General features: G+C 39.8%; 20 protein-coding genes. 13 read left to right on the top strand and 7 right to left on the bottom strand.

Annotated elements, in window-relative coordinates; translation table 11 throughout:
* Positions 1-9: 9 nt before the first annotated feature.
* The 3 genes from uvrA to mnmH are packed head-to-tail and all read left to right on the top strand — an operon-like array spanning position 10 to position 4,982.
* The gene (gene uvrA, locus FCU45_RS05075) at positions 10-2,838 is read left to right on the top strand and encodes an excinuclease ABC subunit UvrA (RefSeq protein ID WP_137012940.1); all 2,829 of its coding nucleotides are present in this window, start codon (positions 10-12) and stop codon (positions 2,836-2,838) included.
* 23 nt (positions 2,839-2,861) lie between these two features.
* A complete protein-coding gene (selD, locus tag FCU45_RS05070; RefSeq protein ID WP_137012938.1) occupies positions 2,862-3,893 on the top strand; it encodes a selenide, water dikinase SelD in 1,032 nt (343 codons plus the stop codon).
* Positions 3,894-4,982 carry a tRNA 2-selenouridine(34) synthase MnmH gene (gene mnmH / locus FCU45_RS05065; RefSeq protein ID WP_137012936.1) on the top strand — a complete coding sequence of 363 codons (1,089 nt, stop codon included), beginning with the start codon at positions 3,894-3,896 and terminating at the stop codon, positions 4,980-4,982.
* On the opposite strand, the gene FCU45_RS05060 is transcribed toward mnmH, so the two are convergent.
* The 3 genes from FCU45_RS05060 to FCU45_RS05050 are packed head-to-tail and all read right to left on the bottom strand — an operon-like array spanning position 4,972 to position 7,585.
* Positions 4,972-6,162 carry a mechanosensitive ion channel family protein gene (locus tag FCU45_RS05060; RefSeq protein ID WP_137012934.1) on the bottom strand — a complete coding sequence of 397 codons (1,191 nt, stop codon included), beginning with the start codon at positions 6,160-6,162 and terminating at the stop codon, positions 4,972-4,974. The two genes, mnmH and FCU45_RS05060, sit on opposite strands and share 11 nt — an antisense overlap.
* Positions 6,163-6,222: 60 nt before the next feature.
* Entirely contained in the window at positions 6,223-6,675 is a 453-nt protein-coding gene (locus FCU45_RS05055; RefSeq protein ID WP_137012932.1) for a YchJ family protein, read from the bottom strand.
* Between the two features lie 10 nt (positions 6,676-6,685).
* Positions 6,686-7,585, bottom strand: a complete 900-nt coding sequence (locus FCU45_RS05050; RefSeq protein ID WP_137012930.1) for an AEC family transporter — start codon at positions 7,583-7,585, stop codon at positions 6,686-6,688.
* A gap of 95 nt (positions 7,586-7,680) precedes the next feature.
* On the opposite strand from FCU45_RS05050, the gene FCU45_RS05045 reads away from it, so the two are divergent.
* Positions 7,681-8,310, top strand: a complete 630-nt coding sequence (locus tag FCU45_RS05045; protein ID WP_137012928.1) for an NAD(P)H-dependent oxidoreductase — start codon at positions 7,681-7,683, stop codon at positions 8,308-8,310.
* On the opposite strand, the gene FCU45_RS05040 is transcribed toward FCU45_RS05045, so the two are convergent.
* Positions 8,300-9,034, bottom strand: a complete 735-nt coding sequence (locus FCU45_RS05040) for an endonuclease/exonuclease/phosphatase family protein (RefSeq protein ID WP_137012926.1) — start codon at positions 9,032-9,034, stop codon at positions 8,300-8,302. The two genes, FCU45_RS05045 and FCU45_RS05040, sit on opposite strands and share 11 nt — an antisense overlap.
* 9 nt (positions 9,035-9,043) lie before the next feature.
* Positions 9,044-10,444: a cardiolipin synthase gene (gene cls, locus FCU45_RS05035; protein WP_137012924.1), complete on the bottom strand. Its 1,401-nt coding sequence runs from the start codon at positions 10,442-10,444 to the stop codon at positions 9,044-9,046.
* 71 nt (positions 10,445-10,515) lie between these two features.
* Between cls and FCU45_RS05030 the strand changes: the two genes are divergently transcribed.
* Positions 10,516-11,433 carry a manganese-dependent inorganic pyrophosphatase gene (locus tag FCU45_RS05030; RefSeq protein ID WP_137012922.1) on the top strand — a complete coding sequence of 306 codons (918 nt, stop codon included), beginning with the start codon at positions 10,516-10,518 and terminating at the stop codon, positions 11,431-11,433.
* A gap of 4 nt (positions 11,434-11,437) precedes the next feature.
* Here FCU45_RS05030 and FCU45_RS05025 read toward each other — a convergent pair whose 3' ends face one another.
* Both FCU45_RS05025 and FCU45_RS05020 read right to left on the bottom strand, forming a co-directional pair.
* Entirely contained in the window at positions 11,438-13,993 is a 2,556-nt protein-coding gene (locus tag FCU45_RS05025) for an EAL domain-containing protein (RefSeq protein ID WP_137012920.1), read from the bottom strand.
* 81 nt (positions 13,994-14,074) lie between these two features.
* Positions 14,075-14,602, bottom strand: a complete 528-nt coding sequence (locus tag FCU45_RS05020; protein WP_137012918.1) for a flagellar basal body-associated FliL family protein — start codon at positions 14,600-14,602, stop codon at positions 14,075-14,077.
* A 139-nt stretch (positions 14,603-14,741) separates the two neighbouring features.
* Between FCU45_RS05020 and FCU45_RS05015 the strand changes: the two genes are divergently transcribed.
* From FCU45_RS05015 to FCU45_RS04980, 8 genes are all read left to right on the top strand, one after another.
* A complete protein-coding gene (locus FCU45_RS05015; RefSeq protein ID WP_281276890.1) occupies positions 14,742-16,475 on the top strand; it encodes a YgiQ family radical SAM protein in 1,734 nt (577 codons plus the stop codon).
* Positions 16,476-16,586: 111 nt separating this feature from the next.
* Positions 16,587-16,835, top strand: coding sequence for an RNA-binding S4 domain-containing protein (locus FCU45_RS05010; protein ID WP_137012915.1), 249 nt, complete (start codon positions 16,587-16,589; stop codon positions 16,833-16,835).
* On the top strand, positions 16,832-17,818 hold the full coding sequence (trpD, locus tag FCU45_RS05005) for an anthranilate phosphoribosyltransferase (protein WP_137012913.1): 987 nt from the start codon (positions 16,832-16,834) through the stop codon (positions 17,816-17,818). Before FCU45_RS05010 ends, trpD begins: the two co-directional genes overlap by 4 nt.
* On the top strand, positions 17,815-18,228 hold the full coding sequence (gene tsaE / locus FCU45_RS05000) for a tRNA (adenosine(37)-N6)-threonylcarbamoyltransferase complex ATPase subunit type 1 TsaE (RefSeq protein ID WP_137012911.1): 414 nt from the start codon (positions 17,815-17,817) through the stop codon (positions 18,226-18,228). The genes trpD and tsaE overlap by 4 nt, the downstream gene beginning before the upstream one ends.
* Complete coding sequence (gene lptB, locus FCU45_RS04995) at positions 18,216-18,938, top strand: LPS export ABC transporter ATP-binding protein (protein ID WP_137012909.1); 723 nt, start codon at positions 18,216-18,218, stop codon at positions 18,936-18,938. Before tsaE ends, lptB begins: the two co-directional genes overlap by 13 nt.
* Positions 18,939-18,952: 14 nt before the next feature.
* Positions 18,953-20,221 (top strand): RNA polymerase factor sigma-54, encoded by a 1,269-nt coding sequence (locus tag FCU45_RS04990; protein ID WP_137012907.1) that lies wholly within the window; start codon positions 18,953-18,955, stop codon positions 20,219-20,221.
* Positions 20,222-20,231: 10 nt separating this feature from the next.
* Positions 20,232-23,372: a type ISP restriction/modification enzyme gene (locus FCU45_RS04985; RefSeq protein ID WP_137012905.1), complete on the top strand. Its 3,141-nt coding sequence runs from the start codon at positions 20,232-20,234 to the stop codon at positions 23,370-23,372.
* A 117-nt stretch (positions 23,373-23,489) separates the two neighbouring features.
* Positions 23,490-24,179 carry a hypothetical protein gene (locus FCU45_RS04980; protein ID WP_137012903.1) on the top strand — a complete coding sequence of 230 codons (690 nt, stop codon included), beginning with the start codon at positions 23,490-23,492 and terminating at the stop codon, positions 24,177-24,179.
* Positions 24,180-24,243 lie beyond the last annotated feature (64 nt).

The raw sequence follows: 24,243 nt of genomic DNA, 5'->3' as shown, positions 1-24,243 counted from the left end.
AGGTCATAAATGAAAAAAAAAGATGTTATAAAGATAGTCGGTGCAAGAGAGAACAACTTAAAAAATATATCGTTGGAGATCCCAAAAAATGAGCTGGTCGTATTTACCGGTCTTAGCGGAAGCGGAAAATCAACTCTGGCTTTTGATACGCTCTACGCAGAGGGGCAGAGACGCTATATGGAGTCTCTATCTTCTTATGCAAGACAGTTTTTAGATCGTGTAAGCAAGCCTGATGTCGATAAGATAGAGGGACTTACTCCGGCAATTGCCATCGATCAAAAAACAACCTCTAAAAATCCACGCTCAACGGTGGGAACAATCACTGAAATATATGACTACCTAAGACTTCTCTACGCCAGAATAGGCACTCAGCACTGTCATAAGTGCGGCAAGGTTGTCTCCCAGATGAGTGCTTCTGATATTATTGCAGAGGTCGCAAAACTTCCCGATGGTGCAAAGCTCGTTCTTTTAGCGCCTTTGGTACGTGAAAAAAAGGGAAGTTTTCATGATATTTTAGAGTCTTTGGTGCATAAAGGGTATGTGCGTGCCATGATTGATGGCGTAATGGTAAGGCTCGATGAAGAGATAGAGCTTAGCAAAACAAAAAAACATACCATCAAGGTCGTTATAGATAGAGTCGTAGTCAAGGAAGAGAACAAAGAGAGAATAGCCGCAGATGTTGAAAAGGCGCTAAAAGAGAGCTACGGCGAACTTGAGATAGACATATTAAATCATGAAGAGCTTGGGCTTAAAAACTCCAATATCCACTACAGTGAGCACAATGCATGTTTTGACTGTAAGATCAGTTTTGATCCGCTAGAGCCGCTCTCTTTCTCTTTTAACTCCCCGAAGGGAGCTTGCAGCGAGTGTGACGGTCTTGGACTTCGCTACGCACTCGATCAAGACAAGATAATCGACAGAGATCTCTGCATAGAAAAGGGCGCTGTAAAGATCGTGTACGGTTTTAACAAAGGGTACTACTTTACCTTTTTAAAGGGCTTTTGTGCGGCAAACGACATTGACATCACGGTGCCTTATAGTGAACTGCCTGAGTATAAGCAAAAAGCGATACTCCACGGCGGGATCGATGAAGTGAGTTTTCTGTGGAAAAACCATGAGGTAAAGAGAGTCTGGCCTGGAATTGTCAAGATAGCATACGATATGTTCAAAGATGAGAAAGAGCTCGCTGACTATATGAGCGAGAAGATCTGTAACGTCTGCAAAGGACACAGACTAAAAAGAGAATCACTCGCAGTAAAAGTGGCAAGCAAAGGTATTGCTGATATTTTGGATATGCCTATTGCAAAGAGCTATGAGTGGTTCAAAGAGGAGGAGAACTTTTCATCTCTTTCAAAGCAGAATGAACAGATATCTGCACCTATTTTAAATGAGATACGAGAGAGACTCTACTTTTTGTTTGATGTCGGGCTTGGCTATATTACCCTTGGGCGTGACGCAAGAACCATAAGTGGGGGAGAGGCGCAGAGAATCCGCATAGCTTCGCAGATCGGCAGCGGTTTAACGGGTGTTTTGTATGTTCTGGACGAGCCTAGCATCGGACTGCATGAGAGAGATACGCTAAAACTTATTAGAACACTTAGAAGCCTGCAAGAGAAGGGAAACAGTGTTATAGTCGTCGAACATGACAAAGAGACCATAGAGAATGCAGACTTTATCGTAGATATTGGAGCGGGTGCAGGAAAATTTGGCGGAGATGTTGTTTTTGCAGGAACTCTTGACAAGTTAAAAAAGGCAAAAACTCTCACAGCTGATTATCTTTACGGCAGAAAAAAGATTGAGTATTTTTACAGACGTAAACAGGATAAATTTATAGAGATAAAGAATGTTACGCTCAACAATATAAACGATTTAAGCGCAAAGATACCTCTAAATAACTTTGTCTGTATAACGGGTGTGAGCGGAAGCGGAAAGAGCTCTTTGATGCTTCAGACACTCCTTCCTACAGCAAGAGAGCTTTTAAATCATGCAAGAAAGGTCAACAAAGTTGCCGGTGTCGAGATAACGGGGCTTGAACATGTGGACAAAGTGATCTATCTTGACCAAAGCCCGATTGGGCGAACTCCTCGCTCAAATCCTGCTACATATACGGGTGTCATGGACGAGATAAGAAATCTCTTTGCACAGACAAAAGAGGCACAGATAAGAGGCTATACAAGTTCTAGATTTAGTTTCAATGTCAAAGGCGGAAGATGTGAGAAGTGTCAAGGTGAGGGCGAAAACAAGATCGAGATGCACTTTTTACCGGACATCATGGTCAAGTGTGACACATGTAAAGGCACGCGCTACAACCAACAGACATTAGAGGTCTTTTATAAGGGCAAAAATATATCGGATGTCTTAAGGATGAGCGTCGATGAGGCGTATGAGTTTTTTAAGCCCATCCCAAAGATAAACCAGATCATGTCCACGCTTGTAGATGTTGGGCTTGGCTACATAACTCTAGGTCAAAATGCAGTAACGCTATCAGGCGGTGAGGCACAAAGAATCAAGCTCTCAAAGGAGCTTAGCCGCAAAGATACCGGCAAGACGCTCTATATACTTGATGAACCGACGACAGGGCTTCATTTTGCAGATGTGGATAGACTCACGGGTGTTCTTCACAAGTTCGTAGAGCTTGGCAACTCTGTGCTTATTATTGAACACAACCTAGATATGATAAAAAATGCCGACTATATCATAGACATGGGACCTGAGGGCGGAAGCGGCGGCGGTCTTATTATCGCTGAGGGAAGCCCTGAAAAGGTCGCAGATGAGCATAAGAAAACAGGCTCTTATACGGGCGAATATCTAAAAAAAGAGCTAGCGCTGCATAAGTAGTATCGCTATTTTCAAGGAAAATAATGGAACAAATAAAACTTACCGAATATAGTCATGGAGCAGGGTGCGGATGCAAGATCTCCCCGATGCTTCTTGATGAGATACTAAAAACCAATATTTCAACTGCTCTGTACCCTCAGCTTCTTGTTGGAAACGAGCATAAAGATGATGCGGCGGCTTATGATTTGGGTAATGGAACATCGGTTCTCTCGACCACAGACTTTTTTATGCCTATCGTGGATGATCCTTTTACTTTCGGGCGCATCGCTGCTACAAATGCGCTAAGTGATATTTATGCAATGGGAGGGAAGCCTCTTATGGCAATCTCAATCTTTGGTTGGCCTATTGACAAGTTAAGTGCGGATGTGGCACAGCAAGTTATAGATGGAGGACGCGCGGTTTGCGAAGAGGCAGGAATTCCTCTTGCGGGCGGACACTCCATAGACTCTCCCGAGCCTATCTTCGGGCTTGCGGTTACGGGCTTGGTCGAGAATGAAAACCTTATGAAAAACAGCGGCGGTGAAGAGGATTGCTATATATTTCTCACAAAGCCCATCGGCATAGGGATACTTACAACGGCGCAAAAACAAAAGAAGATAGAAGACACACATATAGATGCGGCAGTTAATGCGATGGTTACACTTAACAAGTCAGGCAGCGCATTGGCAAGCTTGAAGAGTGTCGTAAGCATGACCGACGTTACCGGATTTGGTCTTTTAGGACATTTGAGCGAAGTGTGCGAGGCAAGTGAAATAAGTGCCAATATCTGGTTTGATAAAGTCCCGCTTTTGCCAAATGTTGAAAAATATAGAGCTTTAGGCTGCATACCGGGCGGATCTCGCAAAAACTTTATGAGCTACGGTCATAAGATATCTCAGATGGATGACAGACAAAGAGAGATACTCTGCGATGCGCAGACATCAGGCGGGCTTTTGGTGCTTGTTAAAAAAGATGCTCTGGAAGAGTTTTACAGCGTTGCACGTTCAGAAGGTTTAGAGCTTGAGCCGATCGGTGAGACGGTGGCGCAAGGCAAACATTTAGTAGAGGTTCTGTAGGTGTCCAAACTCTTTGATGATTTTAAGTCTATTGTCTTAAACAACACTCCTCTTATCGATGTGCGTGCACCCGTTGAGTTTAAAAAAGGCGCGTTTTTAAATGCAGTAAATCTCCCTATTATGAGCGATGAAGAGCGACATGAAGTGGGGATATGCTATAAAAACAAGGGAAATGCAAAGGCGATAGAACTTGGACATGAGCTTGTTAGCGGAGAGATCAAAGAGCAGCGGGTTCAGGCTTGGCTCAGCTTTATGGATGCAAACCCAGATACACTTCTATACTGCTTTAGAGGCGGTCAGCGCTCTAGGATCGCTCAAGAGTGGATTGGTGAGAGAGGCAGAGAGATAGTGCGTCTAAAGGGTGGTTACAAAGCGTTTAGAAGCTATCTATTGGATGAGCTTGAGAACTCCTATAACCATTTCAAACCTCTGCTTCTTGGCGGCAGAACAGGAAGTGGAAAGACCATAGAGCTAAAAAAGATGCAAAATGCTATCGACCTTGAGGGATTGGCAAACCATAGAGGCTCCTCCTTTGGGCAGAAGATAACGCAGCAGACCACGCAGATAGATTTTGAGAATAACATGATATATAAAATAGTTCAAAAGGCAGAAGAGGGGTTTAAGACGCTTGTCTTTGAAGATGAGGGAAAGCATGTCGGCAGCGTCTTTATGCCTGAGAGCTTTATTGAGATATTGCCAAAGGCGCCTCTGGTCATACTTGAGACACCGATGGATGAGCGCATAGAGATAACACTAAACGAGTATGTCGTTGATGCTCAAAAAACGTACGAGGGTGCAGAGTACGTGGATGCTTTTGAGGCGTGGCAGCTGGATATTAAAAGTGCGATGGAGCGAATAAAAAGGCGGCTTGGAGACCAGAGATACAGGGAAGTATCTGCTATTTTTGAAGATGCGCTTGGGGAGCAGAAGAGAAGCGGCTCTTATGAGAAGTACAAGGAGTGGGTAGAGTATCTGCTACGTGAGTATTACGACCCGATGTATGACTATCAGATACAAAAGCGCTCTCATCTGGTCGCTTTTAGAGGAGACGCCAAAGAGGTTCATGAGTATATAAAGTCTATTGTTTAATCGAGCTAAACTCTCCCGATGGTTCTTGATATAGTTTTAGGTCAAACTCTTTTAGAGCGACAAGAAGATGGTCAAATATATCCGACTGTATATCCTCATACTCCGCCCACTTGTTTTTGTTGCTAAAAGCGTAGATCTCAAGAGGCACGCCTTTTGAAGTCGGTTGAAGCTGTCTGACTATAAATGTGAAGTTTTTGCTGTCAATATTTGGATTGTTTTGCAGGTATCTCTTTACATACTCTCTAAAAGTACCTATATTTGTGAGCTTTCTCTTGTTTAGAGTTATCTCATCCGTAGTATCTACTACTTTTTGCTTCTCTTGCAGATAATCTTTTATTATCTCTATTTTATTCAGTTTTTCCAAAAGCTGAGGAGTGCAGAACTTTATGGAGTTTACATCTATAAAAAGAGCTCTTTTTATACGTCTGCCGCCGCTATCGCTCATCCCGCGCCAGTTCTTAAAGGAGTTCTCCATAAACTTGTAAGTAGGTATAGTCACAATAGTTTTGTCCCAGTTTTGCACCTTTACGGAGTGCAGGGCGATATCAATTACCTCTCCATCTGCTCCAAAATTTGGAGCCTCTATCCAGTCGCCTACCTTAAAGAGGTCGTTAGCCACGATCTGCACGCTTGCGACAAGTGAGAGGATGGTATCTTTGAAGATGAACATAAGTACCGCGGTAAATGCACCCACACCACTTAGAACGCCCCACGGAGAAACACCGACTAAAAGACATACGGCTATGATAAAACCTAAGATATATACAAACATCTTAAGTAGCTGGATATACCCTTTTATAGGCTTATCTTTTGAAACTTCCAAAGAGTTGTATATATCCAAAAGAGCAGATAGAAACCTGTCTATGCTCTTAATAATTACGATAGCTATCCAAAAACCGACTATCTGTGAGAGCGCATCTTGCATATTTTGAGGGTACATACTAGAGAAGTAGAGGATGACAAGCGGCGGAATAAGATGGGAAAGCTGCTCAAAAAATCCTGTTTTTATAAAACTGTCATCCCAGCTCGATTTTGTTTTAAATATCAGCTTATGAATGATCTTTATAATATATTTTTTTGATACGAAATAGGCGATTATTGAAGTGATTATGCTTAGACCTATAATTGAAGAGAGTTTAAAAAGAGCCTCGAAATCTATACTTGCGATGATATTTTGCATCTGTTTTCCTGTTTGTAATAATTATCTATTATAAAAATTTTATGATGGAATTTTAACATATTAATTGTTTTGCTTTGTCTCACAGCACTTTTTATATTTTTTACCGCTCCCGCACGGGCAGGGTTCATTGCGCTCTATCTTAGAGTTGAAGTGTTTCCCATCCTTGTAGAGCCAAACACCATCCTCATAAACAAAGATGCTTCTCTCATGCTGAACCTTTATACCCTCATTGTCTCTATAGTAAGCTTTAAACTCAACCATACTCTCTTTTGCCTGCAACACTTCTAGTTTTAGCCACGAAACAGTTCTTGAGAACTCCTCTATAAGCACTGCATCATCAGGGTATCGGTTCTCTTCTACGGCCGTATTTATTATGTACTCAACATTGCCAATAACATAAGCGCTGTATCTGCTTCGCATAAGCTCTTCGGGTGTGCTCGGTTTTGAATCACCATCTAAAAACGGTTCACAACACTCATTAAACTCTTTTTTACTGCCGCAATAACACTCCATTTTTCTCCCTTTATGTAATTAAATGATAAAAGATCCACGTTGTTGCAAACGATAAGAGGATCCCATACCCCACAATGGCAGAGCTAAGACGCGGAGCTAGACCTGCCATGGAAGCAACAGCCGCCGCCGTTATCATAGGCGCCATAGAGGACTCCATGATCGAGACAAGTGCCGCCTCTGAATCCCATCCAAAGATTCTGCAGATAAAAATAGCGACAAGCGGAGCAAAGACAAGTTTGATTGCCAGAGCAACGGAAAATGGTTTTATCTCATCTTTTGGGAGCCTAAAGCGCAGCTGAAGACCGACAGCTACAAGCGCTAAAGGGACAATCGTGCTAGCAAGCGAAGCGAGCACGCTCTCTATGACGGGATGAAAAGAGGTGCCCATTAAAAAAAGCGCGACTATAAGGGCTAAAAAAGGCGGAAAATAGAGAATCTTTAAAAAAAGTGCGCGTATATCTACCTCTTTTGTGCTTGAGTAGTAGACAGAGACAAAGGTTCCGTAGGTAGATAGCGCTATAAAGGTGCCAAGCTGGTCATACATCAAGACATAGCCGAGAGCATCCTCTCCAAAATAGGCGCTGACAATTGGGATACCAAGATAGGTGGTGTTGCCTAAAACCGCCACAAGCATCAAAGAGCCGGTCACCTCTTTTGTAAATGAAAATAGTTTTGAGAGGTAAAAGACAGCTATGGCGCTCACACTCATAACGCTCCAAGCGATGAAAACAGGGATGAGCGCATCAAGTGAGAAGCTTAGTTTTGGAATTTTAAGCAGAACAAGAGCTGGCGCAGAGATGTATAGAATAAATTGATTTAGTATAAGCGGCGTCTCTTTGGGGAAAAGATCGGATTTACTTAAAATGTACCCAATAAAAATGGCGCTAAAAATAAGTGCAAAGCTTTCCATGCTGTCGTTTCTTTTATTATTCTTTCAAAAGGAGTTTTGTTAATTTTGGAAGTATATAATCTTTTATTTAAATAGAGACTACAAGAGGAGAAGTTATGAGCAAAACATTTAAAGAGGCGATGGATTTCAGACACGCCTGCAAGCTTTTTGATGAGAAGAGAAAAATTTCAGCAAAAGAGATAAGAGAGATACTCGAAGCGGGACGTAAATCTCCATCATCATTTGGCATGGAGCCTTGGAAGTTCTTAGTTATAACAAATGAGGAGCTAAAGGCTAAGATAAGACCTCACTGCTGGAATCAGCCCCAAATTACAACTTCTTCTCATCTGGTAGTAATACTCGCTGCCATAGAGAGCGTAAAACCGGAGAGTGGAGTAGTAAAAAAGAGATTTTCAAGAAGAGAGATGCCGAGTGAGATGCTTGATTTTTATATGGATAAGTATGCGACTCATCTGAGCAAAACGCTAAGCAGTGATGAAAATATACTCTGCTGGACTGCAAGACAGACATACATCGCCGCGGCAAATATGATGACCTGCGCGGCAACGCTTGGCATCGACAGCTGCCCTATAGAAGGGTTTGACAAAGAGGATGTAGAGACGGTACTGGGGCTTGATACTAAAAAATATCAACTCTCATTGATACTCCCCTTTGGATATAGAGTAAATGAGCAGTCATCTCAACTGAGATTGCCTTACGAAGATGTTGTAGAGTTTATAGAGTAGAGAACTTTGCGATGATGGGGTTATGGTCGGAGATCTTTTTGCTGTCTATAACCTCGGAGTATGTAAGGCTTAGATCTCTGTAAAATATGTGATCCAGAGAGTTTGTAAAAATTTTCTTGATATGTTTGTCGTCACCGAACTCAACTTTTTTTAGCGATAGATTGTGCGTAAACTCGTTTAAAAACTGTACCCTTTTGAGATTCCAAGTATTAAAATCACCCGCTACTATCATCGCTCCCTTATGAGCTCTTAGAGATTCATAGAGATAATCAAGCTCATTCTTAAATGCGCTGTTGTTTACAAAGTTTATAGCGTGCAGGTTTACTACAAGAAGTATGTCGTTGTTTGGCATTTTGTGATGTGTGATAAGCGAGACCTTGTGTGTCGCATATCTAAGTTCACGTTTTTTACTAAGCAGGGCGAACTCATCTTCGCATGATGATTTAAAAGCGCTCAAAACACCGAAAATATGCTTTTTTGTCTCGATATTTGGGGAGAGCACGTATGAGTAGTCATGAATGTCGAGTTCATGAGATATGCTCTTCTTGACCTCTTGAAGCAGCATCAGGTCAAAATCATGGTTTTGTATGAGTGCTTCTATAAACTCTTTGTAGGAGCTGCTCATTGTGAGTTTTGCCACGTTCCAGCATAGAAGGCTGAACTCTACTCTTAAGCTCTCCTCTTGATGTCTCAGGGATTTTAAAAAACTGCTTGGTATAAACATGACAAGACCTTAGAGCTGCGGAGCTAGTATGCGTAGAAGATTTTCAAAGATCCTCTTTGGAGCAGAGACGTTTTTAGTTCCGAACGAGGAGCTCTCTATAAGATTTTGCGCCCAAAGTTCAACTTCATTTATGATCTTTTTTGAGTAGATAAAAGTTCCCACCTCATAGTTTAGAAATAGGCTTCTGTTATCAAAGTTCACGCTTCCAAGAAGGAGACTCTCACTATCAAAGATGATCGCTTTTGCGTGAAGCATAGCACCGCTATGCAGATATATCTTTATACCCGCCTCTTCAAGCTCTCTCATGTATGAGCTTCTTACCAGATTTACGATGGTGTGATTTGCCTCTTTTGGTGTGATAAGCTTTACATCTACTCCTCTGTGATGTGCGATTATAAGTGCTTGTATGAGTGTCTCATTTGGAATAAAGTATGGTGTTATGATGTATATATTCTCTTTTGCTCCATATATTGCCGAGAGTAAAACCTCATATAAAATATCCTTATCGACATCTGGACCTGATGGAACCACCTGTAGAAAGATCTCTCCATCCTCTTGTGTGTTACTTTTTATATACTCTATCTGCTCACCGGAAGCATATTGCCAGTCTGAGGCGAATATCTCAAAAAAGTGCTCTACAGAAGCACCTTTGATGAAAAACATAATATCTTGCCATCTATTTTTGTTATCTTTTGGACCAAGGTACTCTTTTGATAGGTTTGCTCCTCCGCTTAAGACCTTCTCGTTGTCAAATATATATATTTTTCTGTGGTTTCTAAGGTTTATGTAGTTTCTAAATGGCATCTCAAAGACAGGCATAAAAAACTCCACTTTCGCGCCGCTCTCTTTTAGCTTCTCTAATCTGTGGCGAAATAGATACAGAGGGAGTGAACCCAGAGAATCTATAAGGATCTTTATCTCCACTCCATCTTTTGCTTTTTCAACAAGAGCCTTGAGGATCTCCTTGGTAACTCTGTCATATTTGAAAATATATGCACTGATAAAGATCGATTTTTTTGCACCGTTGATGGATTTGAGAAGCTCATTGTATGTCTCTAGCGGATCTAAGAGAAGTTTAAACTCGCTGTTTTTTGAGGCATCGGCAATGCCGTACTCTCTTAACATCTTGTCAATGCTGCTTTGTATATTGCCATCGGTAGTTCTGTTTTTAAGAGTAAGAGTCTCTTTTTTGTATCTTTTTTCCCTTTTTCTAGAGCCTATTATAAAATATAAAGCTACTGCTACGTAAGGGAGTAGGATTATAAAGAGCAGCCAAGCGGTTATGCTGTTTGCAGATCGTCTGTTGTAGAGCATATGGATCAAAACCATTATTATTAAAAGAGCACCTGAGACTATAAGGGAGTGGTAAAAAAATATATCTGTGCTTATGTAGTTGCTTATTTCATCCATTGCAAAATTATATCGTTATTTTACAACACAAAAATTTAGTATAATTACAAAAAACTTTAAAGGCTGCAGACATGTCAACATATATTTTTGGTCACACTAATCCCGATTCAGACTCAATAGTAGGTGCAATATCTCTTGCATATTTAAAAAACAAGCTAGGCGAGGATTGTGTACCGACCCGCCAAGGCGATATCTCTCCTGAGACAGAGTTTATACTTAACAGATTTGGAGCAGAGGCACCGGAGCTTAAAACATCTTATGCAGGTGAAAAGGTCTATCTAGTAGATTTTTCAGATCTTGCACAGGCTCCAAAAGATATAAAAGAAGCGACAATACTGGGCATAGTCGATCACCACAAACTAGGCGATATTACTACAGATACTCCTCTTGAGTGCTGGATTCGTCCGATAGGTTGCTCAAATACCGTTATAAAAGAGATGTATGACTATCACGGAGTTGAGATTCCAAAAGATATAGCAGGAATGATGATGTGCGCGATTTTAAGTGATACCGTTATCTTTAAATCTCCAACATGTACAAAAATAGACACAAAAGCGGTCAAAGAGCTCTCTCAAATTTGCGGCATCGAAGATTACAAAGCTCTCGCAATGGAGATGTTCATAGCAAAGTCTGCCGTTGAGGGTGCAACTGCTAGAAACCTAAACACAAGAGACTACAAAGCGTTTGATATGAACGGTACAAAAGTCGGAGTAGGACAGTTGGAGATGGTTGATATATCTGTACTTAACGACAGAATAGGTGACCTCTTTGCAGATATGAAACTCATGAAGCAAGAGGATGGATTACATACAATAATGATCCTCTTGACAGATATAATGAAAGAGGGTTCTCAACTTCTTGTCGTTAGTGATGATGCAAGCAAAGTTGAAAAAGCGTTCAATACAAAGCTCCAAGACAATCAGGCATGGCTTGACGGTGTTCTTAGCCGTAAAAAGCAGGTTATACCATTTCTGCAGCCGCAGTTTTAACTATTTAAAGATCCTCTGCTCTGCAGGGTTTTGCTAAGTAGTAGCCTTGGAAGAGGTCACACCCCATCTCTTTTAAGAGCTCAAACTGCTCTTTTGTCTCCACACCTTCGGCTATTACTTCAAAGTTAAACTCTTTACCCATTAAAATTATCGTTTTTACTATGGTTTTATCAGAGTTGTTATTTAAAAGACCAAAAACAAATGATTGGTCAATTTTAAGCTCATCTATCTCTAGATGTTTAAGATATCCCAAACTAGAGTATCCTGTTCCAAAATCATCAATAGATAATGAGACGCCAAAAGCATTTAGCTCCTCAATTTTTTTCATCGCACCCTTTTGGTTGTCTATTAGCACGCCTTCTGTAAGTTCAAGTCTAAGTTTGTTTGGATCTATCATCTTAGTGTTTATCAACTCTTTTATCTCATCTACAAAGCCTGCATCACTAAACTGAAGCGGACTGACGTTTACAGATATTCTCCACTCTTTTTTTACATCGTCCTCTGCCCAAGATAGAAGTTCATCTGCCGCACTGTTAAGAACAAAATGTCCTATCTCTTTAATAACGCCAGACTCTTCTGCAAGTGGAATAAACTCAGCAGGAGATACTACCCCGATAGTCGGGTGCTGCCATCTGATAAGCGCTTCGGCGCCTACCGGCTTTGCCTCTATGTCAAACTGTTTTTGATAAAGAACAAAGAACTGATTCTCTTTTAGAGCCTCTTTAATATTTTGAATTAGCAGAGATCTTGATTTTGTTGTCTCTTGAAGGGAGTGGTTATAAAACCTTATGACGTTTTTTCCATCTTTTTTTGCAGTTCGCATAGCGTATTCCGCTTGGTTTAGAAGTAGAGCGGCAGTCTCTACGTTGTCAAAGAAAAGTGCAATACCTATACTGCACGTAAGATAAAAGGTTTTATCCCTAAGAGTGAAAGGCTCTTTTGTGATCTCTAAAATCTGTTTTGCAAGCTCCTTTGCAACAACGGCCGCACTCTCTTGCTTGCTTGATAGATTTTCTACCAAGACCAGAAATTTGTCGCTTCCAAATCTTGAGATCATAGAGACATCTTTAAGCTGCATCGCCAGCCTGTTGGCAGTCTCTATTAAAACGGTATTTCCATCATCCTGACCCATCAGATCATTTACGCTTTTAAAGTTGTCTATATCCATATATATAAGAGCGCCATACTTCATATTTTTGTAGCTGCTTTCAAGAGCCTGCATAATATGCTTTTCAAAAAGAGTATGATTAGGAAGATTTGTAAGCGAGTCATAAAATGAGAGTTTATTGATCGCCTCTTTTTGATAAAAAGAGTTTATGGCAAAGCCGACATCACCTGCTAGCTCATCTATCATATCTCGCTCATCTTTACTAAGTCCCCTCTCTTCAGTAGAGTAGATAGTAATTGTTCCAAGTGCTTCTTGTGCATTGTGATTTTTTCTAAGTGGAAGAGAGTATATTTCGGAAATCTCATATTTTTTTACCTTCTCCATGCACTCTTCATGTAGAGTATCATCAAAGTTTTTTAGAAAAATATAGCGATTGTTTTGAAACACATCCCGCTCGACCTTAGTTATTTCAATCTCTTCTACTACACCTACCGAGCTCTTTACAACAAGCTCTTTATTCTCGCAAAGTGATATCTTTACGTTTGCAAAAGATGTGTTTGAGTGCATTGACAAAGCGGTGTTCTCTATAAGTTCATCAACACTTGTGGCCTTGATAAGGATTTGGTTAGAATCTTTTACTGTTTTTAATATACTAAAGAGGTGCTGTAGTTCACTCTGCTGTCTTTTTAGATAGGCAGTTTTTCTCTCCACCTCTTTTCTAAGTATCGCTTTTTGCTCTATCTCTTTTTTGGTAAGTGATTTTATGGCAAAGTAGATGATAGTCAATAAAAAGAGAGTACTAAACCAAGTAAAAAATACCATATTGTAAAAAGTTTCTAAAGCTTTTTGTTCTAGATTTTCAACAGGAATTTTTACGCTCGTTACACCTCTTATATCTCCGACTTTATAATCATAAGCGGTATTATATCTCTCTATTATAGAAGGCATAACATCTTCTTTTTTTCCATGGCACTCAATGCAGTACCGTTCTATAATAAGCGGTGCACTATAGTGAATAATATCTTTTGAACCCTGCTTGATCTTTTGTATATATACTTTGGCGTTTGGACTATTTTTAAAATATTTTATCGCCTCAAGCTCCGATGCATCAGCCATATTTTTTGGGTTTCTTGGTCTATCTGTGACATTTCTGATGGTCACTTTGTCTTTTGATAGCTTTTCAAATTTGTCACTGATCAGTGTAGCAGCATGAGCGGGCAAAAAGCCTAGGGTAGAGTCATTTATATCTAAACCACTATTTAAAAACTGCTGATGATACACAGATCTCATTGAAATAAAGTAGTCTTTAAGTGTTTCACCTTTTGCAAAGGCTCTTATTTGTATAGCTTCTTGTTTTTGTTGATAGACATAAAATGTCAAAAAAGCGTTTGTTGCTATAATAAGTATAGCGATAAACCAAAAAATTTTCTTATTTAAATCTACATTGAACACACTTTTGCCTTTGAAAATAGAGGTAATAATATAACATAATTTTACGATTTATGCATATTTTTTGTTTTTATTATAGAGAAACTACTGTATTATAAACTGATTAAAATAGACCTCTTCTATCTCGCAAGAGGAGAGGTTTTTGTTTAGAGTCTTTTTCAGTTTCTCTCTCATCTGCTCATTGTTCGCATTGGCGGCGGAGTACCCAAGCATCGTGTTGATCGTGGCATCCCTAAGAATAACCCCTTTTTTAAGTATCTCCTGCCTTATCTCATCGCTGTTACTAAACCAAGAGTTCTCATCTTTTATAGGCTTATACTTTATGACGATATTGGCAATAAGCTTTTTATCACCTGAAATATTAAAAACAAAGTCACCCAGATTTGCTTTTGAGTCGCTGCTGATCGATACATTCATGCTGTTGCTCAGACTAGATAGTATTGTACGGTTGTAAGGGCTCTCTCTTGGAGATTTAGAAGCCACATCATATTTTTTAAGTTTTGTGAAGTCTGAGCTTAAAACACCTAATATAAGAACTAAAACAGCAATTAGTGAGAGCACTATTATAATGGCGTTTTTTATTATTTTTACTCTATCTATCTCTATTTTCATATCCACACTTTATCTATAATCTCTAAATTTAAATATATTGAGTATTATTATACAAATAAAAGATAAAAATATGATTTTTCATCTTTAAGGGCACAAATTGAGCAGAAGAAACAAAACAAAAGATACAAAAAGAGATACCTTGACATTTAGCACAAGAGATTTTCTTCCGACAACAAAAGAGGAGATGGATGCAAAGGGGTGGGATCAGTGCGACATCATCTTAGTAAGCGGCGATGCGTACATAGACTCTCCTTACATAGGCGTTGCCATGGTCGGGCGGATGTTAGAGAGAATGGGCTATCGCGTCGGGATGATAGGTCAGCCAGACATAAACAGCGATGTCGATATTAAGCGCCTTGGCGAGCCTCGTCTATACTGGGGAGTGAGCGGCGGCAGTGTTGACAGTATGGTCTCAAACTATACTGCGACAAAGAAGTTTAGAAGCACGGATGACTACACCCCGGGCGGAAAAAATGACAAAAGACCAGACCGCGCGCTTAGTGTTTACTGCAACCTTATTAGAAGATATTTTAAAAATACGGTGCCGCTTGTTTTAGGCGGAATAGAGGCGAGTCTGCGAAGAGTTACACACTATGACTACTGGGCGGACAGGCTTAAAAAGCCTATTTTGTTCGATGCAAAAGCGGACATCTTGGTTTACGGAATGGGCGAGATAGCCATAGAACAGCTAACTCGCGCTTTGGATGAGGGGAGAGACTACAGAGATATACGCGGTCTTTGCTACATCTCAAAAGAGCCTAATTATGAGTTTATACAGCTCCCATCACATCAGGAGTGTCTGGATGAGAAAGAGAAGTATATAGACCTCTTTGATGATTTTTACGACAATAACGACCCAATAAGCGCAAAAGGTCTATGCCAGAGTGTAGATACACGCTTTTTAATCCAAAATCCGCCGTGTGATTATCTAAATCAGGCAGAGATGGACGCAAACGCAAACCTCCCTTTTACAAGAGAGCTTCATCCATACTACGCAAAAGATGGAAAAGTGAAGTGTCTTGAGACCATAAAGTTCTCGATAATGACACATCAAGGGTGTTGGGGAGAGTGCAATTTCTGTGCGATTGGAGTTCATCAGGGAAGAACGATACGAACCAGAACGGAAGAGAATATTTTGCAAGAGGCGAAATATTTTAACAAATACAAAGATTACAAGGGCATTATAGCCGACGTAGGCGGACCGACAGCCAACATGTACGGATATGAGTGCGACAAAAAGCTCAAAAAAGGGACGTGTGACGATATCAGATGCGTAGATGCCGATAGACTCTGCAAAGTTATGCATGTGGATCACGGCAGAAACTTAAGCTTGCTTAGAAAAATAAGAGAAGTAGAGGGTGTAAGAAAAGCCTTTATTGCCTCAGGCGTGCGTTACGATTTGATAACGGCAGATAAAAAGCATGGATACTCATACCTAAAAGAGATGGTCAAGCACCATATATCAGGTCAGCTAAAAGTAGCTCCCGAACATACTCAGCAGCATGTACTTGAACTTATGGGAAAACCGGGTAAAGAGACTTTAGTCGAGTTTAAAAAGATGTACGATGAATTAAACAAGGAAGAGGGCAAAAAGCAGTTTTTAACCTACTATCTCATCGCTGCTCATCCGGGTTGCGAAGAGAAGGATATGCATGAGCTAAAGCGCTTTACAACACAGGAGTTAAAGATGAACCCGGAACAGGCGCAAGTCTTTACTCCTACCCCCGGAACATACTCCGCGGTGATGTATTACACCGAGATGGACCCAAAAACACGTAAAAAGATATTTGTCGAAAAAGATACAAAAAGAAAAGAGAAGCAGAAGAGAATAGTTGTTGAAAAAGAGTGTTTTAGAACAGGATTTGCATCATAAAAATTTAAAAAATCTATATCCTGTAAAATTTAATGCAAAAAATGTTCCAACTCTTACATCTATTTCAGTTTTATTTCTCTACAATATGCAAAAATATGTAAACGGTGTTTTATGAGAGTAGATAAATTTTTAAATTCGGTAAATATTACAAAAAGACGCTCCGTATCTCAGGATATGATAGCAAATGGAGTCGTACTGATAAATGACGTTGTGGCAAAGGCGAGTAAAAACGTTGCGGTAGGGGATATTATTACTATAAACTATCTAAACTCTGCAAAAAAGTATAAAGTACTGCAGATCCCGCAGACAAAATCAACCCCAAAAAGCCTTCAAGAAGAGTATATAAAGGAGATTTCATGAATTACGAAGAGGCAAAAAAACTATTTACCTCTCTTTTTAAGCATGAGATGAACGATGAGCAGATGAGAGAGCTTCTGCTGGGTGTAAAGCTTGACGAAAACACGGAGATTCAAACGATAGCTGCGGCTGCTGATGTAATGCGCTCTTTCGCAGTTGAGCTGCCTATTGCAGAAGATCTGCGCTCAAAAGTTATCGACATAGTAGGAACTGGCGGAGACAAGATTGGGAGTTTCAATATATCATCAACCGTGGCGATCTTAGCAGCTTCTTGCGGAAGTATGGTTGCGAAGCACGGAAGCCGCTCGGTCACTTCAAAATCAGGAAGTGCAGATATGTTCGAAGAGCTTGGTGTAAGGTTAGATCTCAATATTGATCAGAGCGCAAGACTTCTTGAAGAGAGCGGTTTCACATTTATGTTTGCGCAAAACCATCACCCTGCTATGAAGTTTATCATGCCTGTGAGAAAGAGCATCCCCGATAAGACTATTTTTAATATCTTGGGACCTTTAACAAACCCTGCGGGAGCAAGAAAGTCACTTCTGGGAGTCTTTCATAGATCTTTTGTGCCAAAAATAGCAGAAGCACTAAGAATGAACGGAGCAGTCTCAACTATGGTCGTTAGTTCTAAAGAGGGGATGGATGAGATAAGCATCAGCGACATCACTTACGCTTCACGCCTTAAAGATGGCAAGATAAGCGAGTTTATAATCGACCCTCAGGAGTATGGCATAAAAAGAGCACCTCTGAGCGCTATTGTCGGCGGAGACGCTAAAGCCAATGCGCATATTTTATATAATATTCTTGACTCCAAGGCGACGGATGCACAGAGAGATATAGTGCTTATAAATGCCGCAGCATCTCTGATGGTTGATGGCTTGGCGCGTGATATTCAAGATGGATTAGAGATGTCAAGAGAAGCTATCAAAACATCAAAAGCCAAAGAAAAACTCAAACAAATCATTGAAATATCAAATAAATTATGAGAAAATATCTACTTTCGCTAAAAGAACTGGACACTTTGGTTGAGGATGTTGTTGAAAATTTTAGAAGCGGCGTAGTTATTTTGCGCGGAGAGTTGGCGGCTGGAAAAACTACCTTTGTAAAGAGAGCGGTCAAGTATCTGGGCATTGATGATGAAGTGACATCGCCCACTTTTTCTCTGCAGCACTGTTACGGGGATAGAGTTTTTCACTACGACATCTACAATCATGGGCTTGAACACTTCATCTCTTTGGGAATGCTTGAAGAGCTTGATAGAGATGGACTTCACTTTGTAGAGTGGGGCGATGATGAGTTGGCTGAGATTTTAGACTCGGCTGAGATTAAAAATATGACTATTACTATAGAAAAAATTTCTGATGATAAAAGAGAGTACACGATATGCACACACTAAAAGCAGTAGAGTTAAAGAAGAAGATAAAAGATCTCGAGATCGTAAAAGGGGTGAGTCTTGAGGTTAGAAGCGGCGAGGTCGTCGGACTTTTAGGACCAAACGGAGCAGGGAAGACCACTACCTTTTATATGATCTGCGGTCTTGTTGAAGCAAGCGGCGGCGAGGTCTTTTTTGATGATGAGAACCTCTCTGGGATGCCTCTGCATCTAAGAGCCCTAAAGGGAATAGGCTACCTTCCTCAGGAGGCCTCGATATTTAAAGATCTAAGCGTTGAGGATAATCTTCTTATCGCCGCAGAGGTAAAGATAAAAGATAAAAAAGCTGCTGAGGAGAGAATCTTGGAGCTTCTTGATATGTTTAACATCGAGCCGATCCGCTATAGAAAAGGCATAAGCCTCAGCGGCGGGGAGAGACGACGTGTAGAGATCGCAAGAGCTTTGGTCAATTCGCCGAAATTCTTGCTTCTGGATGAGCCTTTTGCGGGAGTTGACCCCATAGCGGTTATGGATATTCAAACGGTCATAAAACAGCTTGCATCTTATGGGATAGGCGTACTGATAACCGACCATAACGTGCGTGAGACCCTCGATGTCTGCGACAGAGCCTATGTTATAAAATCAGGCACACTGCTGGCAAGCGGGACAAGTGCCGAGATAGGTCAGAATGCCGATGTTCGTAAACACTACCTTGGCGAGGAGTTTAAGCTCTAGGGGCTTAAGAAAGTATGGCGGCTCTAAGACAGACACATAGCGTAGAGAACAAGCACAAGCTCTCAAACACTCTGCGCAATTGGCTTCCGATATTGCACTCAAGCCTAAGCGATCTGGGCGAGGCAATGGCACCGTTTGTCGAGTCAAATCCTGTTGTCGAAGTATCAAGCGGATATGAGGAGGATTTTGAGAAGAGAATCCCAAAAAAGATCATCAACTCCTCTATAAGCAACTCCAGAACAGAGCAGATAGAGGCTTTGACCATTCAGAATCGCTCACTGTATGACGTTTTGGACGAGCAGTTGGAGGCTCCTCTCTTTCCTACACCCATCTCTCAGAAAATCGCCTCTTATGTTGTCGCAAATCTTGATGAGAACGGTTACTATGAGGGCAGTAGCGAAGAGTTTTGCCAAAAAAACGGCATTGAGATGGCGGAGTTTGAAAAAATCCGACTTCGTTTTGCTCATGTCGAACCTGTTGGCATCGGGGCAAAAAACCTCTCAGAGTCGTTTCTTTTTCAGCTGGACAGCTCCGATATAAGTGATGAGGCCTACCGTTTGGCGGTAAATGTCATAGAAGATCTGGAGAATATTTACGCCTATTCGGATGAGAAAAATTTTTCGGAAGTTATGCGCGTACTTGGCACTTTTAAAAATCCTCCCTCAATCGAGTATCAGGAGGAGTCTTCGCAGATAGTACCTGACTTGATGATATTTTTCAACGAAGATGAGCAGATAGAGGTAAAGCTAAATGACGCCTACTACCCGACTATCCACATAGATACGAACTACGGTGTCGAGCATGAGTTTGTCTCTCAAAAGATAAAAGAGGCAAAAAGCCTTGTAGATGCGCTAGATATGAGAAAAGCGACACTCTACAAAGTGGGGCTTATGATAGTCGAGTATCAGTATGAGTTCTTCACAGGCGGCTCCATTATGCCGCTAACTCTTAAAACTTTGGCAGATGAGTTTGGACACAATCCCTCAACCATCTCAAGAGCCATCGCAAATAAGTACATAGCCTGCAACAGAGGCGTTTTTGCCATGAAAGAGTTCTTTACCACCGCAATAGATGAAGATGTCTCAAATGCGGCGATAAAAGAGTTTGTGGTAAGTCTTGTCAAGAACGAGAACAGAGCCAAACCTCTAAGCGACATGAAACTCCTAGAGCTAATCCAAGAGAAGTTCAAAGTACAAATGGTAAGACGCACAATTGCAAAGTACAGAAAACAGCTAAACATAGCAGGATCAAGCGAGCGAAAAAAACTTTATCATTTGCATTAAAGGAAAAAACATGCAAAAACTTCATGACTACATCACAAAAATATCAAATGAGTTCCTTACAGGCTCAGCAACGGAGCATACTTACAGAGGGCATCTTAAAGATTTAGTCGAAGCCATTGATGCAAACGTTATCGCCATAAACGAGCCAAAAAGAGTAAAAGCGGGTGCGCCTGACTACCTTATCGCCACAAAATCAGACAACATCGAGATAGGGCATATTGAAGCCAAAGATATAGGCAAAGACCTAAACCACAAAGATTACAACGAGCAGTTTACACGCTATAAAAACGCTCTTGAAAACCTTATTATCACAGACTATATGGAGTTTCAATTTTACAAAAACGCACAGCTCTACACAACGATAAAAATCGCCGAGATACTTGGTGGCAAAATCGTCTCACTTCCACAAAACTTTGCAGAGTTTATAAACCTTATCAAAGACTTTACCTCTTTTGTCGGACAGAGCATTACATCCTCGTCGCGTCTTGCATGTATGATGGCACATAAAGCAAAACTTATGGCAGATGTGATGTTAAAAGCCATAGAAATTGATATAGAAGCGGATGAAAATACAGAGCTTTACTCACAGTACAAAATATTTAAACAGATGCTCATCCACGATATGACGCCCAAAGATTTTGCCGACATGTACGCACAAACCATCACTTACGGAATGTTTACGGCTAGATTTCATGACTCCACACTTCAAACCTTTAGCAGACAAGAAGCCGCCGAACTTTTGCCACATTCAAACCCGTTTTTACGCAAGCTTTTTCAGCAACTCGCAGGGTATGACTTAGATATCAGAATCTCATGGATAGTCGATAGTTTAGTCAAGATATTTTTAGCAACAGATGTAACCAAACTGCTTGAGAACTTTGGAAGCACGACACAAAGAAATGACCCAATTATCCACTTTTACGAAGAGTTCTTAGCGGAGTTTGACCCAAAACTTAGAAAAAGCAGGGGCGTTTGGTACACGCCTGAGCCTGTTGTAAAGTTTATAGTCCGTGCAGTCGATGAAGTTCTGACAAGTGAGTTTAACCTTCCAAAAGGGTTGTCTGATACAAGCAAGATAACCATAAAAGTGGACAATCCTTCTAAAAAAGGCAAAATAGACAAAGAAGTTCACAAAGTCCAAGTGCTTGACCCTGCAACGGGAACGGGAACATTTCTGGCAGAGACCATTAAGTTTTTGTATGAGAAAAAGCAGTACCTCAAATGGAACAGCTATGTAACCGAACATCTCATTCCAAGGCTTCACGGTTTTGAGATAGTCATGGCAAGTTACGCCATGGCACACCTAAAACTAGACCTGCTCTTAAAACTTACAGGCTATGAGCCGACAACCACGCAGAGGCTCAAAGTCTTTTTGACAAACTCTCTTGAAGAGCATCATGACGAAACAGGCAATCTCTTTGCCTCTTTTTTAGCAACCGAATCCCAAGAGGCGGATAGGGTAAAAAAAGAGACTCCCGTTATGGTTGTGATGGGTAATCCGCCGTATGCAGTAAGTTCTAGCAACAAAGGCGAGTGGATAAGCAAACTTTTGCAGGATTATAAAAAAAATTTAAATGAGAGAAAGATAAGTTTAGATGATGATTATATAAAATTTATTCGCTATGGACAACACTATGTAGAAAATAATGGTGAGGGAATTTTAGCCTACATCTCAAACAACTCTTTTATAGACGGCATCACGCATAGGCAGATGAGAAAATCGCTTTTAGAGTGTTTTGATAAGATTTACATTTTAGACCTACATGGCAATGCAAAGAAAAAAGAGGTTTGCCCCGATGGAAGCAAAGATGAAAATGTATTCGACATTATGCAGGGTGTAAGTATAAATATCTTTATAAAAACTACCAAAAGTAAAAAACTAGCAGATGTTTATCACTACGATTTATATGGTAAAAGAGAGTTTAAATATGACTTTTTAAATGATAATAGCTTGAAAAATATTGCATGGAAAAAGCTGGAATGTAATGAGCCATATTATTTTTTTATTACACATGCAAATAAAAATGAAGAATATAAAGAATTTGTAAGTTTACAAAATTTATTAAAAGTCTACTCAACGGGTGTTCAAACATCTCGTGATTATCTTGCTCATTCTTTCACAAAAGAAGAACAAGTTAAAAAAAATGATGAATTTCAAGATCCTAAAATAAGTGATGAAGAAATAAGACAAAAATATTTCACAGAAACTAGTAGAAATTTTCAAATTGGAGATACAAGAGATTGGAAATTATCAGAGAACAGAAAAAAAGCATTTAAAAGTGATTTAAATAGTCAAATAATAGATTACTGCTTTAGACCTTTTGATAATAGATATTTAACATATAGTGATATTTTAACTTCTTGGACTAGAAAAGAAGTAGGAAAACATTTGCTAAATAATAACTATAGTTTAATCTTTGCAAGAAGTAGCAGTGATGATACTTTTAATCAAATTTTTTATTCAAAATATATATCTGATGTTAAATGTGGTGAAAGAACAAAAGGTTCTATTTTTTCTCCTCTCTACCTCTACCCAGACGAAAACTCACTAACAACAGAACGCACGCCAAACTTAAATCTTGAGATAGTAAAAGAGATAGAGGAGAAACTGGGGCTTGCATTTGTCAATGAAAAAACGGACGTTAAAGATAGCTTTGCACCTATTGACATTTTAGACTACATCTACGCCGTTTTACACTCTCCTGCCTACAGAGAAAAGTACAAAGAGTTTTTAAAGATTGATTTTCCTCGCGTTCCCTATCCGCAAGCAGATACTTTTTGGGAGTTGGTAAAATTAGGCGGTGAACTTAGAAGCTACCATCTGCTTGAAAATCCAAAAGTTTATGAGATAGTTATAGCGTTAAACGAGAGTGAAAATAACACCATTGAGAGAAAGATAAGCAAAAAAGATGTCGAGATAGAGGGCGATTTTGTCAAACTGTGGCTAAACGATGAGCAGTACATCGACAAAATCCCGCTCATTGCTTGGGAGTTCTACATAGGCGGCTACCAACCCGCTCAAAAATGGCTCAAAGACAGAGCAGGGCGCGAGATGCGAGAAGAAGATTACGAACACTACAACAAAATCATAGTAGCACTTACAAAGACACATGAGATTATGCAAAAAATCGATACGATTTTTGAGATTTAATAGGATTAGTGACGAAGAAATAATGAAAAATGGAAGTGGGGCTTTAACCCCGCATACAAATAAATATAAAATGTTTAAATCCATAATAATAACCACCAAGAAGGAAGGTTATCATATATGAGTGCAAACAAAGCTACAGGCTGGTTGTTATTAGCAGAATCATATATGTATTCTGCAAGTGTGTTATCTGAAGATTGTAATAGTTTATTGAAAGAATTAATTAAAACAAAATCATATATTTTAGCAACTCGTCTAATTCCTCAATTGTATGTTTCAATTTACAATGCAAGACATGGGATAGAACTCTATTTAAAATGTTTAATTACTATTCAAAATATTAGTATTGATTTGCCTAAAAAATATAAAATCCACAACATTGAAACACTTTATAAGTTTTTGAAAGATGGCGATAATCAGCTTACACCATTGGAAACAATAACCCCACATTTAGATGGAATAGATTACCAAGAGAGTATAAAACAATTAGAATCTATTGTAAAAAAATATGCTAATTACAATTTTGAAAACTTGTCAAAACTAATAGATAATGATCTATTTAATAATGTTGATAAAATGAATATGTATTTTAGATACCCAGATAAATCTCATACAAATGATGCAGTTTTAAAACTATTTGAGGACATATTTTCAGGTGATTATGAAAAATTTGTTGAACGAAATATTGTGGAGCTAAACAGCATGCAGAAATTGACAAAAGAGATTCAAAAAGACATGGAATCAATGATTAAAATAACAGATTCTATAGGTAGTGGTATTGCAGAGTATGTATCTAGAACAATTAAGTAGTTATTAAAGTTTTTCTCGTTCCAAACGAAGACTTTGGGAATGCATACAAAAAAAAACATTTCAA

Origin of the sequence: Sulfurimonas crateris, assembly GCF_005217605.1 — a bacterium.
Classification (GTDB): domain Bacteria; phylum Campylobacterota; class Campylobacteria; order Campylobacterales; family Sulfurimonadaceae; genus Sulfurimonas; species Sulfurimonas crateris.
Note: the sequence above shows the minus strand (reverse complement) of the source record. Positions and strands in the feature narration are given on the sequence as shown.

Bases quoted from the DNA above. Each gene is read 5' to 3' on its own strand.
- uvrA (WP_137012940.1), top strand. From the start codon at position 10: ATGAAAAAAAAAGATGTTATAAAGATAGTCGGTGCAAGAGAGAACAAC.
- selD (WP_137012938.1), top strand. From the start codon at position 2,862: ATGGAACAAATAAAACTTACCGAATATAGTCATGGAGCAGGGTGCGGA.
- FCU45_RS05060 (WP_137012934.1), bottom strand. From the start codon at position 6,162: ATGCAAAATATCATCGCAAGTATAGATTTCGAGGCTCTTTTTAAACTC.
- FCU45_RS05055 (WP_137012932.1), bottom strand. From the start codon at position 6,675: ATGGAGTGTTATTGCGGCAGTAAAAAAGAGTTTAATGAGTGTTGTGAA.
- FCU45_RS05050 (WP_137012930.1), bottom strand. From the start codon at position 7,585: ATGGAAAGCTTTGCACTTATTTTTAGCGCCATTTTTATTGGGTACATT.
- FCU45_RS05045 (WP_137012928.1), top strand. From the start codon at position 7,681: ATGAGCAAAACATTTAAAGAGGCGATGGATTTCAGACACGCCTGCAAG.
- FCU45_RS05040 (WP_137012926.1), bottom strand. From the start codon at position 9,034: ATGTTTATACCAAGCAGTTTTTTAAAATCCCTGAGACATCAAGAGGAG.
- cls (WP_137012924.1), bottom strand. From the start codon at position 10,444: ATGGATGAAATAAGCAACTACATAAGCACAGATATATTTTTTTACCAC.
- FCU45_RS05030 (WP_137012922.1), top strand. From the start codon at position 10,516: ATGTCAACATATATTTTTGGTCACACTAATCCCGATTCAGACTCAATA.
- FCU45_RS05020 (WP_137012918.1), bottom strand. From the start codon at position 14,602: ATGAAAATAGAGATAGATAGAGTAAAAATAATAAAAAACGCCATTATA.
- FCU45_RS05010 (WP_137012915.1), top strand. From the start codon at position 16,587: ATGAGAGTAGATAAATTTTTAAATTCGGTAAATATTACAAAAAGACGC.
- trpD (WP_137012913.1), top strand. From the start codon at position 16,832: ATGAATTACGAAGAGGCAAAAAAACTATTTACCTCTCTTTTTAAGCAT.
- tsaE (WP_137012911.1), top strand. From the start codon at position 17,815: ATGAGAAAATATCTACTTTCGCTAAAAGAACTGGACACTTTGGTTGAG.
- lptB (WP_137012909.1), top strand. From the start codon at position 18,216: ATGCACACACTAAAAGCAGTAGAGTTAAAGAAGAAGATAAAAGATCTC.
- FCU45_RS04990 (WP_137012907.1), top strand. From the start codon at position 18,953: ATGGCGGCTCTAAGACAGACACATAGCGTAGAGAACAAGCACAAGCTC.
- FCU45_RS04985 (WP_137012905.1), top strand. From the start codon at position 20,232: ATGCAAAAACTTCATGACTACATCACAAAAATATCAAATGAGTTCCTT.
- FCU45_RS04980 (WP_137012903.1), top strand. From the start codon at position 23,490: ATGAGTGCAAACAAAGCTACAGGCTGGTTGTTATTAGCAGAATCATAT.